The 16,083-nt window shown below is 45.2% G+C and carries 15 protein-coding genes; 6 read left to right on the top strand and 9 right to left on the bottom strand.

The genetic code is table 11. The annotated features are described in order from the left end of the window. The first annotated feature begins 155 nt into the window (after positions 1-155). Together gloA and N646_RS20585 are read left to right on the top strand one after the other, a co-directional pair. Positions 156-542 (top strand): lactoylglutathione lyase, encoded by a 387-nt coding sequence (gene gloA, locus N646_RS20590; RefSeq protein ID WP_005376490.1) that lies wholly within the window; start codon positions 156-158, stop codon positions 540-542. An 11-nt stretch (positions 543-553) separates the two neighbouring features. Further along, positions 554-1,654: an alkene reductase gene (locus N646_RS20585; protein ID WP_017820984.1), complete on the top strand. Its 1,101-nt coding sequence runs from the start codon at positions 554-556 to the stop codon at positions 1,652-1,654. A 117-nt stretch (positions 1,655-1,771) separates the two neighbouring features. On the opposite strand, the gene N646_RS20580 is transcribed toward N646_RS20585, so the two are convergent. Next, the gene (locus N646_RS20580) at positions 1,772-2,047 is read right to left on the bottom strand and encodes a nitrogenase-stabilizing/protective protein NifW (RefSeq protein WP_017820985.1); all 276 of its coding nucleotides are present in this window, start codon (positions 2,045-2,047) and stop codon (positions 1,772-1,774) included. A gap of 241 nt (positions 2,048-2,288) precedes the next feature. Between N646_RS20580 and N646_RS20575 the strand changes: the two genes are divergently transcribed. Next, the gene (locus N646_RS20575; RefSeq protein ID WP_017820986.1) at positions 2,289-4,139 is read left to right on the top strand and encodes an acyltransferase family protein; all 1,851 of its coding nucleotides are present in this window, start codon (positions 2,289-2,291) and stop codon (positions 4,137-4,139) included. A gap of 79 nt (positions 4,140-4,218) precedes the next feature. On the opposite strand, the gene N646_RS20570 is transcribed toward N646_RS20575, so the two are convergent. The 4 genes from N646_RS20570 to N646_RS20555 all read right to left on the bottom strand — a co-directional run bounded on the left by N646_RS20570 (position 4,219) and on the right by N646_RS20555 (position 9,219). Further along, positions 4,219-4,689 carry an RES family NAD+ phosphorylase gene (locus N646_RS20570; RefSeq protein WP_005376497.1) on the bottom strand — a complete coding sequence of 157 codons (471 nt, stop codon included), beginning with the start codon at positions 4,687-4,689 and terminating at the stop codon, positions 4,219-4,221. A gap of 1 nt (position 4,690) precedes the next feature. Further along, complete coding sequence (parS, locus tag N646_RS20565) at positions 4,691-5,143, bottom strand: type II RES/Xre toxin-antitoxin system antitoxin (protein WP_017820987.1); 453 nt, start codon at positions 5,141-5,143, stop codon at positions 4,691-4,693. 174 nt (positions 5,144-5,317) lie between these two features. Beyond that, complete coding sequence (katG, locus tag N646_RS20560) at positions 5,318-7,492, bottom strand: catalase/peroxidase HPI (protein ID WP_017820988.1); 2,175 nt, start codon at positions 7,490-7,492, stop codon at positions 5,318-5,320. A 185-nt stretch (positions 7,493-7,677) separates the two neighbouring features. After that, positions 7,678-9,219 carry a glutamate synthase-related protein gene (locus N646_RS20555; protein ID WP_017820989.1) on the bottom strand — a complete coding sequence of 514 codons (1,542 nt, stop codon included), beginning with the start codon at positions 9,217-9,219 and terminating at the stop codon, positions 7,678-7,680. A gap of 156 nt (positions 9,220-9,375) precedes the next feature. On the opposite strand from N646_RS20555, the gene N646_RS20550 reads away from it, so the two are divergent. Further along, positions 9,376-9,855, top strand: a complete 480-nt coding sequence (locus N646_RS20550; RefSeq protein WP_005376501.1) for an aminoacyl-tRNA deacylase — start codon at positions 9,376-9,378, stop codon at positions 9,853-9,855. Between the two features lie 175 nt (positions 9,856-10,030). On the opposite strand, the gene N646_RS20545 is transcribed toward N646_RS20550, so the two are convergent. From N646_RS20545 to N646_RS20535, 3 genes are all read right to left on the bottom strand, one after another. After that, a complete protein-coding gene (locus tag N646_RS20545; protein ID WP_017820990.1) occupies positions 10,031-11,443 on the bottom strand; it encodes a coniferyl aldehyde dehydrogenase in 1,413 nt (470 codons plus the stop codon). A 125-nt stretch (positions 11,444-11,568) separates the two neighbouring features. After that, complete coding sequence (locus tag N646_RS20540; RefSeq protein WP_017820991.1) at positions 11,569-12,141, bottom strand: GNAT family N-acetyltransferase; 573 nt, start codon at positions 12,139-12,141, stop codon at positions 11,569-11,571. Positions 12,142-12,245: 104 nt separating this feature from the next. Continuing rightward, on the bottom strand, positions 12,246-12,704 hold the full coding sequence (locus N646_RS20535) for an NUDIX hydrolase (RefSeq protein ID WP_005376504.1): 459 nt from the start codon (positions 12,702-12,704) through the stop codon (positions 12,246-12,248). A gap of 169 nt (positions 12,705-12,873) precedes the next feature. Between N646_RS20535 and N646_RS20530 the strand changes: the two genes are divergently transcribed. Next, complete coding sequence (locus tag N646_RS20530) at positions 12,874-13,779, top strand: DMT family transporter (RefSeq protein WP_005376505.1); 906 nt, start codon at positions 12,874-12,876, stop codon at positions 13,777-13,779. A gap of 79 nt (positions 13,780-13,858) precedes the next feature. On the opposite strand, the gene N646_RS20525 is transcribed toward N646_RS20530, so the two are convergent. Further along, on the bottom strand, positions 13,859-14,173 hold the full coding sequence (locus N646_RS20525; protein WP_005376506.1) for a DMT family transporter: 315 nt from the start codon (positions 14,171-14,173) through the stop codon (positions 13,859-13,861). A gap of 394 nt (positions 14,174-14,567) precedes the next feature. On the opposite strand from N646_RS20525, the gene N646_RS20520 reads away from it, so the two are divergent. Further along, the gene (locus N646_RS20520) at positions 14,568-15,932 is read left to right on the top strand and encodes an endonuclease/exonuclease/phosphatase family protein (RefSeq protein ID WP_017820992.1); all 1,365 of its coding nucleotides are present in this window, start codon (positions 14,568-14,570) and stop codon (positions 15,930-15,932) included. Positions 15,933-16,083: the final 151 nt, after the last annotated feature.

Raw genomic sequence — 16,083 nt, 5'->3', positions numbered from 1 at the left:
ACGGCGAGTAATCTTTGTTTGCATGTTGCAGGGCCAGCAACCTCGCTTTTCATAACACTAAATAATCATTTTAATAATTAACGATAATTTCCAGTTTATTTAGAGTGGCGATATGGTTTGCATAGTGATTACGCAACGTTATGAAAAGGCGACTTATGAAGTTTCTCCACACGATGATCCGTGTTGCTGACCTAGACAAATCGATCGAATTTTATACAAAGGTTCTGGGAATGAGTGTTTTGGATCGTTTTGAAAACCAAGAATACCGTTACTCACTGGTGTTTGTTGGTAACCCTGATCAACCAGATGGCGCGACCATCGAGCTAACTTATAACTGGGATACCGACAGTTACGACTTGGGTAACGCATTCGGACACATGGCACTAGGGTCTGAAGATATTTACGCCGCTTGCGAAAAAATCAAAGCGCTTGGTGGCAACGTTACTCGCGAGCCAGGTCCAATGAAAGGCGGAGAAACTCACATCGCCTTCATTAAAGATCCCGATGGTTACCAAATCGAACTCATCCAAACTCAAAAATAACGAGGTTTCCTATGACAGACGCATTATTTCAACCCATTCAACTTGGCTCTCTCTCATTAAAAAACCGTATCGTTATGCCTCCGATGACGCGCTCTCGTGCTTCTCAACCAGGTAATATCGCTAACGATATGATGGCGACCTACTATGCTCAACGTGCTGAAGCGGGCCTAATCGTTGCTGAAGGCACACAAATTTCGCCAATGGGTCAAGGCTATGCATGGACACCAGGCATTTACAGCCCAGAGCAAATTGCTGGCTGGAAAAAGGTAACTAATGCGGTGCACGAGAATGGCGGCACTATCTTCGCGCAATTGTGGCACGTTGGTCGCGTGACTCACCCTGATAACATTGGCGGTGAGCAGCCTATTTCTTCTTCTGCGCTAAAAGCAGAAAACGTGAAAGTATTTGTCGATAACGGCACAGACGAACCGGGTTTTGTCGACGTGGTTGAGCCACGTGAAATGACCAAACAAGACATCAAGAACGTTATTGAAGAGTACCGCCAAGCCGCCCTAAACGCGATAGAAGCCGGATTCGATGGTATCGAGCTTCATGCAGCGAATGGCTACTTGGTTAACCAGTTTATCGATTCTGAAGCGAATAACCGCACCGATGAATACGGTGGCTCAATTGAAAACCGTCTGCGTTTTCTTGGTGAAGTGGTAGAGGCGATGACGCAAGCTATTGGCGCTGAGCGTGTTGGTGTTCGTCTTGCACCATTCACTTCGTTAAATGGCACCGTTGATAGTACGCCAGTCGAAACCTACACCGCCGCTGCAGCGCTGCTTGATAAACTCAATGTGGTTTACATTCACATTGCAGAAGTGGATTGGGACGACGCGCCAGACACTCCGCACGACTTTAAAACCGCAGTTCGTGAGGCGTATAAAGGCACACTGATCTATGCCGGTCGTTACAACGCAGAAAAGGCGCAACACGCGATTGAAAGTGGTTTAGCCGACATGATTGGCTTTGGCCGTCCGTTTGTTGCAAACCCAGACTTACCAAGCCGCATCAAGCATGGCTATCCGCTGGCAGAACATGACCCTGCCACATTGTTCGGCGGCGGTGAAAAAGGCTTGGTGGACTACCCTGCGTATCACGCGGGTTAATTCATCTACGTAAAGCTGATTCGTAACTCGCGACAAACCAATAGCGAAACCAAAAGAACCTTGCTCTTCCCCCTGTGACACCAAGATGCAGGGTTCTTTTTAGGCAAGCCACCAGAATTAACGTCTTTGACAAGATGTACAACCTCGGCACGCAGAGCGCGTCGTTTTACTGAGCAAACTGCGTTGTACTTTACAGTAAGCATTCTTTAAAGCACGACGACCTGAAAACCAATCATCCGGTTTAGTGAGGATTAAGTAGCCGTGAAACCTCTTAACCAACTCGGTTCGATTGTTTTCGATAAATCGGCTATCAAACTCGATGTCGAAGTAATTCAAAGCCTCTTCGATACAAGTAAAGCTGGCAATTTTTTCCTGAATCGTATTCTCTGTCATCGTTTCTTTAGCGTAATCATTTTCAATGAAGTCTAAGTGCCTCGCGCTTTACGTTCTTTGATTTAGCGCTTCTTAAGATCATTCTTTATGGGGTTTCCATATTGAAATTCAATTTGGGAATTCGTTAACCCACCTAGCATTTTCATTTTGACAATCAATTTAAGGTACTGATTTAAATAAATATTATTTCTGGTTCATATTTTGCTCTACTTCATTAAACGGAATGTTGGAGCAACACGATATGACTTACAGAGCAGAAGTAGACGGATTAAGGGCGATTGCTGTCACGTTGGTGATTTTGTTTCATGCAGGAGTTGAGCAATTCGCTGGTGGCTTTATTGGCGTCGACGTGTTTTTTGTGATCAGCGGCTATTTGATCACCACCATCGTGATTAACGACTTAGAAAACCAGAAGTTCAACCTTGGTGATTTTTATGAGCGACGCATTCGTCGCATACTCCCCCTCTTACTGGTGGTGATCGCCGTCAGCTATTTGATGTCTTGGTGGCTATTTTTGCCGCAAGCACACAAAGACGTTGGTCAGTTTGCAGTATCTTCCATTCTTTCCTCATCCAACATTCTTCTGTATTTAAAAGGCCACAATTACTTCGGTTTAGAAGATCAAGCCAACCCGCTGTTTCACACTTGGAGCTTGGGCGTTGAAGAACAATACTACATTGTCATTCCTTTGCTACTCATGCTACTCGCTCGTGGCAAAAACGCGTTTTACCTGACTTTTTTCATCGCGGTATTTGCGCTGAGTTTGATGACTATTGTCTACGCGAGCAACGATCCTGATTTCGCTTTTTACATGATCTTCTCTCGTGCTTGGGAACTGGCAACCGGTTCATTACTCGCATTAGTGATGAGAAAAGTCCAAGTTCAATCTAACGATACGCTGGCAACCATTGGCATCGTTTTGATATTGGCTTCCGCGCTTTTGTTTGAAAAATCGCAAGATGGTGCGGGCATTACGCTGCTGGTGCCGGTCATCGGTAGCGCGTTGGTGATTTTGTTTGCCTCTAAAGACAATGTCTGCGGTAGATTACTGAGCCTAAAGTGGGTCGTGTTCGTCGGCTTAATCAGCTACAGCTTATACTTGTGGCACATTCCATTATTTGTCTTTTACCGCTACGTGTTGGATGCAACACAAGACATCAATATCCCACTTTACGTTGTCACTCTTTTTGTACTTTCTTACTTCACTTGGCGCTTTATTGAAAAGCCGTTCCGTAGCCGAAAAGCCATGAGTATGCGCACTGCGTCCGTGGTTATTGTGTTGTTGACGTTGCCCTTGCTAACGTTCGGCGTTATCGGTCATAAAAACGGTGGTTTTCCAGAAAGAAGCGCATTTTTCGAGGCCATGCGCGTTAACAACGGTTATGGTTTAGATTGCAACGGCAACACCAACGTTAACGATGTGTGCTCGTCTGCGCCGCAGCCCGACATCGCTGTGTTAGGCAATAGTCACAGCATGGTTTACGTGAAGCGTCTATCCGAAGTAACACCAACTGGCGTGGTGCAACTTACTCAAGATTCCTGTGCGGTCGGTTATGTCGACACCATCAAAGGTGCTGGCTCAGTTCCTTGCCGACAGTTCTTCAATGAGGCTGTCGATACAATTCTAAGTACCCCTTCCATTCGTCGCGTTGTTATCTCTTCTAATTTCAATAAAGAGCTTTCACAAGCCGATTATGAAGCATCATTAACCAAATTATTGAATGAACTGAAAGGAAAGGAAGTGGTCGTTTTCGGTCCAACCCCTTCTGCACCGTTTGCGGTAGGAGAATGCCTTTGGAAAGCGCGTTTGTTTGGCGAGACAGAAGAGTCTGCCTGCGACTTTTCTCCCAAACAACATCACCCTCAAAACGTGGCGAAGTTAGTGAACTACTTTGAGCAATTTGAGCACGTTGAGTTTGTCGACTTGACCGATGCCATTTGCAGAAATGGCGTATGTCGAATGAGAGTTGGAGCAAACAATGCGATGTATACGGATGACAGCCATTTATCTTACAAAGGTGCTGAGTTGGTGCTTGGGCATTACCTCAACACTACAAATGAAGCGCAACAGTTCACTTACGATCGACAATAACCAAGGAAATAAACTTTTATGCTGCAGCGCTTATCTCAGGTAAGCGCTGAATGCTTTAAAGCAAGACAAAGCTAGGCGTCTATTTGAAAATGCGCGGATCAAACGCGAAATCGAGCTTTTCGGCTTTCTTGATGATCTCTTTCATTTTGGGATGATTTGGATTCACCACGTAGTTTTTATCACGAGGTGAAATCGTTGAAGGCACTTGCAGCGCGGCAAACTCTGGATGAGGATCATTGAGAAACTGATCACCAATGTACTGCGTAGACTCGCTCGCCGGTATTGCTCGCCACGTCACAGGGAGATCTTCTTCATCTAAGGTGGCGATGAGGTATTCTGGCATTTCAATACGATATAAATCGTAAAGTTTGGTGATAGCAGGATCGTTGTTTACGTGAACAAACACTTCCAACGAACAAAGGGATTCCGATTCAGAGAAGTAGAGGGCTTCGGTTCCTTTTGAGTTCCATCGCCCTCCAAATAACTTTGCGCCAACGGGGCTGAATGGCGTGTCAGCAAATTTCTTTTGTGTGAGACGATAGAGCTTCATATTACGAGAATACCCCGTGCTCTAAACGGCCGATCAAATCTTTTACGATTTCAAAATCCACCGTGGTCGAGACCATATCAAGTGGACGTTTTCCACCTAAGCCATACACATTCTCTCTCATCCATTTTAACGCGCGCTCTTCGTCGTCAAACAGTTCTGTCGCGAGTTTCAATAACATCGCTAATCGATAGATTGCATCACTTTCTTGCGTATTGAAGCGCTCATCGTTTTTTAGACGACGCTTGATCGTGCTAACAGGTATCAATGTGACGTTTTGAAACTCACTCTGAGAAAGCTTCACACGCTCAACAATATTGCGATACACCTTTGGCTCAAAGCCTTTGTGAACCGCATCAGTGCGACCTGTTTCAGCGTCTTCAATACCCAACATAAACCAGAAATTGGCTTTATGAGGTTGTTTCGGTTTGAAGCTTTTTAATGCTGCAGTTGCCATATCAAGCTCCTGTGGTTCATATGGTCCGGTTATTATGGTTCAAATGAGCTTAATTTTCAATCAAAGTAACAATCAAAGTAAAAAGATAGGTAAAGAAAAAGGCGAGCTTTTCGCCCGCCTCTCTTACTTATTCATCAACTTTGTTTACGCATCTATCGATGAACATCGTTTCACTTATTGCAAGTCAAAACGATCCGCGTTCATGACTTTCGTCCATGCGGCGATGAAGTCATGGATGAATTTTTCCTGATTATCATCTTGCGCATACACTTCCGCATACGAACGCAGGATCGAGTTTGAACCAAAGACAAGATCCACTCGAGTAGCCGTCCACTTCACAGCGTCGGTTTTACGATCACGGATTTCATATTGATTAGCACTCACTGGTTTCCACGTATATGCCATGTCAGTAAGGTTCACGAAGAAATCATTCGACAAAGTGCCTACTCGGTCAGTAAATACGCCCTCTTTTCCACCGCCGTAGTTACTGCCTAGAACGCGCATACCACCGATAAGTACCGTCATTTCTGGCGCCGTTAGCCCCATAAGCTGAGCACGATCTAATAAAAGCTCTTCTGGCTTAACCGCGTAGTCTTTCTTCAACCAATTTCGGAAACCGTCAGCAACAGGCTCAAGTACTTCGAACGATTCCACATCCGTCATCTCTTGGGTGGCATCACCTCGGCCTGGCGCGAATGGTACGGAAACATCATGACCTGCGGCACGCGCAGCCAGTTCAATACCTACGTTACCAGCAAGCACGATAGCATCTGCAACACTACAGCCCTCTTCTGCTGCTATTTTTTCTAACACCGCAAGAACACGTCTTAGACGTTCAGGTTCGTTCCCTTGCCAATCTTTTTGCGGAGCCAAGCGAATTCTCGCGCCATTTGCACCGCCTCGGCGGTCAGAGCCACGGTAAGTACGCGCACTATCCCACGCCGTACTTACTAACTCACTAATGGATAGGCCACTTGCTTCGATTTTTGTTTTTACTAAATCAACATCGTAGTCTGTCTTACCTGCGGGCGTTGGGTCTTGCCAAATAAGATCTTCGCTTGGCACATCAGGGCCGAAATAACATGATTTTGGTCCTAGATCGCGGTGTGTCAACTTAAACCAGGCACGAGCAAAAACGTCATCAAAGTACGCAGGGTCATTTTGGAACTTTTCTGCAATCTTACGATATTCAGGGTCCATTTTGAGCGCCATATCGGCGTCGGTCATGATTGGATTGTAGCGCTTAGAACCGTCTTCAACATCGACAGGCTTGTCTTGTTCTTCAATGTCGATTGGCTCCCATTGCCATGCACCAGCTGGGCTCTTTTTCAGTTCCCAGTCATACTTAAATAGTAGGTGGAAGTATCCGTAGTCCCATTGTGTAGGGTGCGTTGTCCAAGCACCTTCAATGCCACTCGTTACCGTGTCACGGCCAATACCACGTGTTTTGTGGTTAATCCAGCCAAGACCTTGCTCATGAACGTCTGCTGCTTCGGGCTCTGGGCCAAGGTTTGCGGCATCACCATTACCATGACACTTACCCACCGTGTGACCACCAGCTGTGAGCGCGACGGTTTCTTCATCGTTCATTGCCATTCGCGCAAAGGTCACTCGCATGTCATGTGCTGTTTTGAGAGGATCTGGGTTACCGTCTACCCCTTCAGGGTTCACATAGATAAGACCCATCATTACCGCAGCAAGCGGGTTTTCTAAATCTCGCTCACCAGAGTAGCGGCTGTTATCAGCGTCACTTGTGGCTAACCATTCTTGCTCAGAGCCCCAGTAAGTGTCTTTTTCTGGGTGCCAGATGTCCTCTCGTCCAAACGCAAAGCCAAAGGTCTTAAAGCCCATGGATTCGTACGCCATGTTACCGGCAAGGACAATCAGGTCTGCCCAACTTAGTTTGTTGCCATATTTTTTCTTGATTGGCCATAAAAGGCGTCGAGCCTTATCCAGGTTGGCGTTATCTGGCCAAGAGTTGAGAGGAGCAAAGCGTTGGTTGCCTGTAGCAGCACCGCCACGGCCATCCGCAATACGATAACTGCCCGCTGCATGCCATGCCATTCGGATCATTAAACCACCGTAGTGTCCCCAGTCGGCAGGCCACCAGTCTTGGCTATCAGTCATTAAATCTTTTAAATCTTTTTTAAGTGCTTCGACATCTAGCTTTTTCAGTTCTTCTTTGTAATTAAAGTCCTGACCAAATGGGTTGGTTTTGGAGTCGTGTTGATGCAGGATGTCTAAGTTCAAGGCATTCGGCCACCAATCCATCACCGACTTATCTGTAGATGTTTGCCCACCATGCATAACTGGACATTTACCTACCGAACCGCCGTTTGCTTTGCTCATATAATGCTCCTTCGTGTCGTGGTTGTGGTAACCACTCTTTGTTATTCAATAAATCGAATATCCACCTCAAACAGCGTAGTTCATACACTGTTTTTTAGTTAACGCCAAGTCAAAATTTCAAACATTTCAGCGAATAAATAATTGTTATCAAACATGTACCTATATGTAGAAAATATGGATAGAGATCAGTTTAAGTCCATACCTGAATACTTAATCCCAGACAGCCTCGCCATGTTGTGATCCCAGGTAGCTAAATCATGATGACTAAATTCACTCAGAGCGTGATGACCACACGCCCTTGCCATAACTTGCATGAGCTCGACCGAGGATTCGAAGAAATTTTTCAGTTGCTGGGATGACTTTTCAACGTCGAGACGCTGCCTCAAATCGGCATTTTGTGTCGCAATGCCTGCCGGGCAATTATTGGTGTTGCAGATGCGAGCGGCGACACAACCGATCGATTGCATCGCACTGTTTGCTATCGCTACTCCGTCTGCTCCAAGTGCCAACGCTTTGACAAAATCCGTAGGAACTCGCAACCCACCGGTGATGATTAATGTGACGCGGTCACTTGCACCTTTTTCATCTAAGTACTTACGTGCACGAGCTAACGCAGGAATGGTGGGCACACTAATATGGTCACGGAACATAGTTGGCGCCGCACCCGTGCCACCACCGCGACCATCTAAGATGATGTAATCAGCCCCAGCATCAAGCGCAAACTGAATGTCTTGCTCAATATGGTTGGCACTGAGTTTAAATCCAATTGGAATGCCGCCTGTGATGCCACGAACTCTGTCAGCAAACTTTCTGAAATCGTGAGTAGTGTGAAGATCTTTGAACGTTGGTGGTGATATCGCTGGTTGTCCCTCGGGGATGCCTCTCACCTGAGAGATCTTACCTACATTTTTATTTGCAGGCAGATGACCACCCGTGCCCGTTTTTGCTCCTTGCCCACCTTTAAAGTGAAACGCCTGAACATTAAGAAGCTTAGATTCGTCGTAGCCAAATTGAGCACTAGCAAGCTCATAGAAATACCGTGAATTAGCGGCTTGTTCTTCCGGTAACATGCCACCCTCACCAGAGCAAATCCCAGTCCCTGCCAACTCTGCACCTTTTGCTAGTGCAATTTTCGCCTCTTCAGAAAGTGCGCCAAAACTCATGTCCGACACCAACAAAGGAATGGCGAGTCTGAGCGGCTTACGCGCGTTTGGTCCCACAATCAACTCGGTAGACACAGGAACGTCTTCCAACAACGGTTGTGTCGCCATTTGCGCCACCATGATTTGTATAGCATCCCAATGTGGTAGCAAATGCCTAGGAACCCCCATTGCAGCCATCGGACCATGATGACCGAGTTTAGAGAGTCCTTCTCTCGCTAATTGGTGGATAAACTCGAGGGTTGGTTCTTCTTGAGTAGCAGACGCCGTTGGTTTGTCTCTTTTCTCTCGCTTTTGTTCCGGTCCCTCTTTACCGACTTGCTCTGCGGTAAATCGCTTGTGTGTACCATCACAAAAAGGAGCATTGGCAGTATGCTTACATTGGCAGAGATAGGCATCTTCGTCTTTTTCCGCACTAAAGCTCATTGGCTTTAAGCCGGTTCCCGAATGAGACCCATCGCAGTAAGGTTGATTTTTAGAACGCCCACATCGGCAGAAGTAATATTCTTGCCCAGCTTTCAACTCTACTTTGATCGGCTTATTATCAGCGATGATTGGCTTGCTCATGTTGCCCCCTATTTATTATTGTTAACCATGCTTTCTCGCTGGCTTGCAATAAGCGTAGAACAGGAGCGTAAAGAGCGTCAGTGTCGCCGAGTAAAATGCGCGATTGTCGCCCGACTAACCTATACTTTTTATGGGTCTCATACACGTGGAGGCTATATGACGATTGCAACCCGATTAGATGAATATTTGACTGAGCATAACATTCACTTTCAAACCGTGAATCACAGCCACAGTCATAGCTCGCTACAAAGTGGTGTTGCAGCAGGTGTGCCTTTAATGAATATCGCAAAAGGTGTGATTCTAGAGGATCATGAAGGGCGTCATATGATGGCGGTCTTACCTGCCAACAACAAAATCAGTTTGTCGAGATTAAACGACGAATTTAATGCCACCTTCCACTTGGTGAAAGAGCGTATGGTTTACCGACTCTTCACCGATTGTGAACACGGCGCTATTCCACCGATTGGTAGCCCTTACCACATGTCGACAGTTTGCGATGAAAGACTAGCAAACTTGGAACATGTCTACCTTGAAGCTGGCGATCATGAAACTCTGATTAAGCTGGACCGAAAGGCGTTTAAAGAACTGATGAACGACTGTAGATATCTAAGATTCAGCAGTGAAGTTCTGCATTAAACTTGCCAAGATCTCTCGACACTTCCTGAACAAGGCTCTATCAACAAGAGCCTTTCTTTGTTTTGTTGGTAGCACGCGATGGAAGTTTCTCGGACTTTGGTGCCCAGCGTTTCAGAGCATATAGAAACAAAAAACCGCCTATTCGGGCGGTTTTTTATCAATCAAATCATAATTATTATCGAACAAAGATCTTTTGGATCGCTTTTATCGCCATAGCCCTACGGCGCATTAATACGCTCGTTCTTGGCAACCATTTCGGTGTGTGAAGAATGGTTTTCGCATGACTAAAAGTTCTGAATCCTTCCTCTCCGTGATAATGCCCAATACCCGATTCACCAACGCCACCAAAAGGCGCATCTTCAGCGCCAACATGTAAAACCGTATCATTAACGCCGACGCCACCACTGTGGGTGTTGCGTACAATATGTTTGATAGTCGATTTGTCGTCCGACATAACATACAGCGCAAGTGGTCTTTGGTGCTGATTAATGTAGTCAATCGCTTCATCAACGGCATTGTAGGGCTTAACAGGTAGAAATGGCCCGAAGATCTCCTCTTGCATGATTCGCATATTCGGCGACACATCCGTGACCAAATGAGGATACAGAAGTCGTTCCTCTTGGGGCGACGCCTCAACAGTGTGAAGGTTAGCACCTTGCGCTTTTGCATCCTCAAGTAGCGCAGTCAAACGATCATATTGTCGTTGGTTGACAATATGGGTCAGCTTTTGATTCTTGTTGGATTTTAGATAGAGCTTTTCAAAACGTTTTAAGAATAGCGAAATGAACTCTTCGACACGTTCTTGCGGTACAAATGCGTAGTCAGGCGCGACACAAATCTGGCCTGCATTAATGCATTTACCAAACAAGATAGCATCAACGGCTTTCTTCATGTCTGCATCTTTTGCAATGATCACCGGGGACTTTCCACCCAACTCTAACGTCACCGGGGTAAGGTTTTCCGCTGCCGCTTTTGCCACTGCGCGACCAACACTCGTAGAACCCGTGAACAAAAGGTGATCGAATGGCAGTTGGCTGAATGCTTGTGCGACGTCTGCTTCACCCTCAAAAACTTCGACATACTCAGACAACCCACGGCAAATATCGACGATGACTTTATTGGTTTTTGGCGTAAATTCGCTGAGCTTCATCATCACGCGGTTGCCAGCAGCCAATGCTGTCACTAAAGGCGCAAGGCTCAAAATCACAGGAAAGTTCCACGGTGAAATGATCCCGACGACACCTAACGGTTGATACTGAACGGTGACTTTAGAAGGTGCGAGCAATAAGCCGGATTCGCGCTTGCTGGGTTTGCACCATTTTTTTAGTCGTTTGAGGGTATAATTAATATGCGAGACCGTTGGCAAAACGTCGGTCATAGCGGTATCAAATTCTGAGCGATAGCCAAAATCGTCACTTAACGCTTCAACCAGCGCTTGTTTGTTCTCAAGCAGCGATTTTTTTAACAAAACGAGGCGCTGTTTACGTTCATCCAAACTAGGATAAGGCTCGGCTGCATATGCCGCTTTTAAGCGTTCGAGGCTTTGCTGTAACAAGTTATCTACTTCAACCTCTGTGATTGCGTTCATGATGCTTCTCCTAGCCTAGTTTCTACCAATGACGCTCCAAGTTAACACGAGCGCAACAATGTTACTATTGTAGCGCTCGTGAAGTTAGAGTTCGAACTCTGATTAAAATATCTCTGGGGTGGATACTACATCAAACGTAGTTCATAAATGCCTAGTCGTTGAGAGCGGTCAAGCATATCAAACTCATGATCAACGTATTCTTTTAATGTGGCGCCTGCACGCTCAGCAATATTGATGCTAGCGATGTTATCTTCCATACAATGGAACTGAATGAATTGTGCGTGCCCTTTCTGCTTCAAAAAAGGGATCAATACTGCGAGTACTTGATCAATCACACGATGGCCTCGCCCACTGTTGGCAAGCCAGTAGCCAATTTCAGTAACACGCGTATGTGAATCCACACCTTTAATGCCAATAACACCCGTAAGTTGCTCATCAAAATAAATTGCGCACCAGTGGGAATCCAGCGCGTTACTGTTCACTCGCTGGGAAATGTAGTTAACGGCCTCTCTATGATTCGTGACAGAATCCGTCCAAGGTAGATAGCCCTCAAGGCTCTCTCGGTGAGTGTTCACAACCTCTAGTAAAGCGGAAGCGTGTTTCGTGTTGAGGGGCTCAATTGAGACCCTTTGCGAGACGGAAAAACGCTTCTGTAAGTGATTTCCTTGATACGTCTCTTGGCATGTGACTTCATCCATAGATGTTATTCCTTTTTATTGTGAACGCTCAGCGCAAATCCTAACGCTTCATTTTATGAGAACAAACCTCTCTATAAAAACTAATCAAAGCCGTTGCCGTTCATTTAGCCCTTTTGATCGATCAGAGTAAATGGCGTTAGTGATGCCACATCTACATAATGTTTCCATACATGTTCATATAGGTGATGCTGATTGGCAAACGGAGCCAGCTGCTTAGCTTCTTCAAGCGTACACCAGCGATACTCTGTATGCTCTTCGTTAAGAACAACTGATTGGTTAGGCGGACAAAATAGCACAAAACATGGGATAACCATGATACGGTTATTTTTTGCTTCGTAGAACTGCTCTAGGAAGTCTGCTGTATGTAACTCAACTTGGTCAATTAGTGTCTCTTCTTTTAACTCTCTTAAAATGGTTTGCCACCCGGCTTCACCCGCTTCGATACCACCTGCAACATGGCACCAATAGCCACCTTTTACGCGTTTGAGTAACAGCATTTTTTCTATGCCATCAATTTTTGAAATGACAACGCCTGAAACATGCGTTGCTTTTATCGGGATCATGTAAGCTCCTTAAATATCGAGTTTTTATTGTTACGCTGAAGAGAGGCAGATTAATTGCTACGTATTCTACTGTTTATTCATCTTGTCGACAGAAGTGTTTGAGTTGAGAGGATTTAATCGCTAACTAAGTATGCTAAAGTGAGATCTGTCGCAACAAATGAGCAGTAAAATGTCCAATTCATTCAACACTATGATTCCCATCGGTGTGCGCTTTATGGTGCTTTCCGCGTTTGGCTTTGCTCTGATGTCGGCTACAGTAAAGCACGTCGGCAACTACGGTATCCCCGTTTTTGAAATCGTTGCAGCAAGAGCGCTCGTTTCACTTATCATTAGTTATTTCGATGTAAAGCGAAAACGAATTTCTGTATGGGGCAATAATAAGCCATTACTATTTGCACGCGGTGCTGTGGGCACGATGGCTCTGATGTGTGTATATTATTCAGTGACCACCTTACCTTTGGCAGAAGCGACGATATTCCAGTATATTCATCCGGTATTTACTGCACTACTCGCCGTATTTTTCTTGAAAGAGCGCATCCAGCCGTCAACTTTCCTTTGTATTGCGTTGTGCTTACTCGGCATCTATATCATGGTAAGCCCAGAAACTGGGCAAGGCTCAGATAGCGCTTTACCAATGTTTAGCGTCATGATTGCGATCTTAGGCGCATTTGGTAGCTCAATTGCCTACGTCATTGTCAGAAAACTGAGTCAGACAGAAGACAGCTCAGTGATCATTTTCTATTTCCCGTTGGTTGCTCTCCCCGCTTCACTCTTACTGATTGGCGACGATTTTGTAATGCCCGATCTATATCTGACTTTCATGTTGGTTCTAGTTGGTGTCTTTACCCAAATTGGACAATTGGGGTTAACCAAAGCGATGCAAACTCAACAAGCGGGTAAAGCCTCCGCTTATTCGTATATCCAGATCGTATTTTCTGTGTTGTTAGGCATCATTTTCTTTGGCGAGGTTCCGATCATTTGGACGTACGTCGGTGGCGGTCTGATTGTTACAGGCGCATTAATTAATGCGTTTGGTCATCACTTGCGATTACCTTTTATTAAGCGCAACGCTTGATATACCTACCCAGAACCGTAAACACGACATTTAGAAAAACAGCCAGAGTGACTCTGGCTGTTTTGTGTTTAGCCTAACGTTAAGCTGATATTTTTAACCCTGCGATACCAGCGACAATCATTAGCAAGCTTAAGGCTTTGATAAGTGTTGCTGGCTCATTGAACAGATAAATACTCACGACTGCCGTGCCTATTGCGCCAATCCCTACCCATACGCCATAAGCAATGCCTAAAGGCAAGGTTCTTAACGCAATGCCAAGCAACCAAAAGCTCAATAACATAAAGACAATAGTGAATGCCGAAGCACCGAATTTGGTAAACCCTTGTGAATATTTAAGACCGACAGCCCATGCGATTTCACACAAGCCCGCAATGAAGAGAATTCCCCAAGCCATGTCACATTTCCCAACGAGATGGGGTCGTCCCCGAGAAAAGATAGAGCGGTGAGGTCGTCCTCACTTCTGATTGACTGCTTATTATATACAGAAATTTAAACATAAAAAATAAAACACGGCGATAAGCATACAACTCAAACATCTCATGTACGCTTAAATTCTACGCTTTTCTTTTTAACGGTGGCGGACTCTCTATTTCGCATCAATAACGACACCGTTTTTTAACAATTTACATATAACCTTCTGGTGTTGAAAGTGTTGCATTTATTGCACAAATCACACAAAAACTAATTGAACATGTAAATATGAAAACGTTTGTGTGACTAATATCGCTTAAAACAATGACTGATGACTTTAATATTCAGCCGAATTAATTATAAGGTATGACGTACCCATGAAAGCAATCAAAACCTCTATCGCTGTCCTTGTTGGCGCCGCTCTACTATCTGGATGTAATGACGATACTGAATACGTCAATGTTCAGCCTAAAGAAGTAAAAATAGCGACTTACAACCTCTCTTTTGACCGCGCTACCTTCGAAACTTTGGTAGATGAAATGCAAATTGAACCAACGCAGCAAACTGCGTTGGTCACCTCTTATTTAGACGGTTCAATCGCAGCCGAAGACAAAACCACTGCGGAAAAAGTCATTCAAATTCGTAACGTTGCAGCAATCATTCAAAAGAATCGTCCTGATGTTCTTATGATGGCGGAATACAACAACGACGGAACAGGCGAAAACAAAGCAGCCATTGAAGGATTCCAGAAGAACTACCTGTCTGTCGCGCAAAGCATCAATGGCGCGGGCGGTGAAGCAAACCTTGAGCCTATTGAATACCCTTATGCTGAATCTTACTCAACTAATACAGGGTTGTTGAGTGAGTTTGATCTCGACAACAACGGTACCGCAGGTCAAATGCCAGGTGATGCATGGGGCTTTGGCATGTACCATGGTCAATATGCATTTGCCCTTATGTCTAAGTATAAAATTGACACGGCAAACACACGTACATTCCAAGCATTTAAATGGAAAGATATGGAAGGTGCGAAAATTCCAACCATTACTATCTGTGACGGTTCGCAAAAGATTCCAGACGGCATGAAGTGTGGTGATGAATGGTACTCAGCGGAAGAATGGGATCAAGTGCGTCTATCTTCGAAAAATCACGTCGACGCGCCAATCATCATTCCAACTCGCAACGGCGAAGAAGTTGTACACTTGTTGATGTCTCATCCTACTCCACCAGTATTTGACACCGGTAAAAACAAAGCGCAAAACGCAGCAGAAGTGGAGTTTTGGCATCATTACATTCAAGGCAAAGACTATTTTTACGACGATGCGGGTAAGACAGGTGGCTTAACGAACGGCGCTAAATTCGTAATGATGGGTGATCAAAACCTTGATCCAGTGGCTGGTGACGGTATTAGCTCTGTAATGCAAGAGCTGCACAACGATCCATTGGTTAACCAAACCGTGATGAATGGTGAGCTTTACCCAACAAGCTTTGGTGCAGCTGAACACGCTGTTGACCGCAGTTCAACTCACCCATATCCGAATCGCATCACTTCAACGTTTGGCTTAGGGGTAGACTATGCCTTGCCTTCAGCAAATTTGAATGTAATAGACTCTGGTGTGTACTGGTCAGCGTCTTATGAAGAAGGCCGTAAACTATTTAACGATGCACGTATCGGTAAGTATGGTGATGGTAAGGATGTATCTTCCGACCATCGCATGATCTGGATTAAAGCACAGTTCTAGACTGCATAAAAAAAAGCCAACCACAAGGAGTCGTGATTGGCTGTATATATTTGTGAACAAGATGGTTCACTAACAACGTCAGTTGGCTAGGTGACCCTCGGCTTAGAAAGGGTCACTCATACTAAAGCATGAGGCGTGCCAACTTTTAAGC

It is taken from the genome of Vibrio alginolyticus NBRC 15630 = ATCC 17749, assembly GCF_000354175.2.
In the GTDB taxonomy this organism is placed as follows: Bacteria; Pseudomonadota; Gammaproteobacteria; order Enterobacterales; family Vibrionaceae; genus Vibrio; species Vibrio alginolyticus.
Note: the sequence above shows the minus strand (reverse complement) of the source record. Positions and strands in the feature narration are given on the sequence as shown.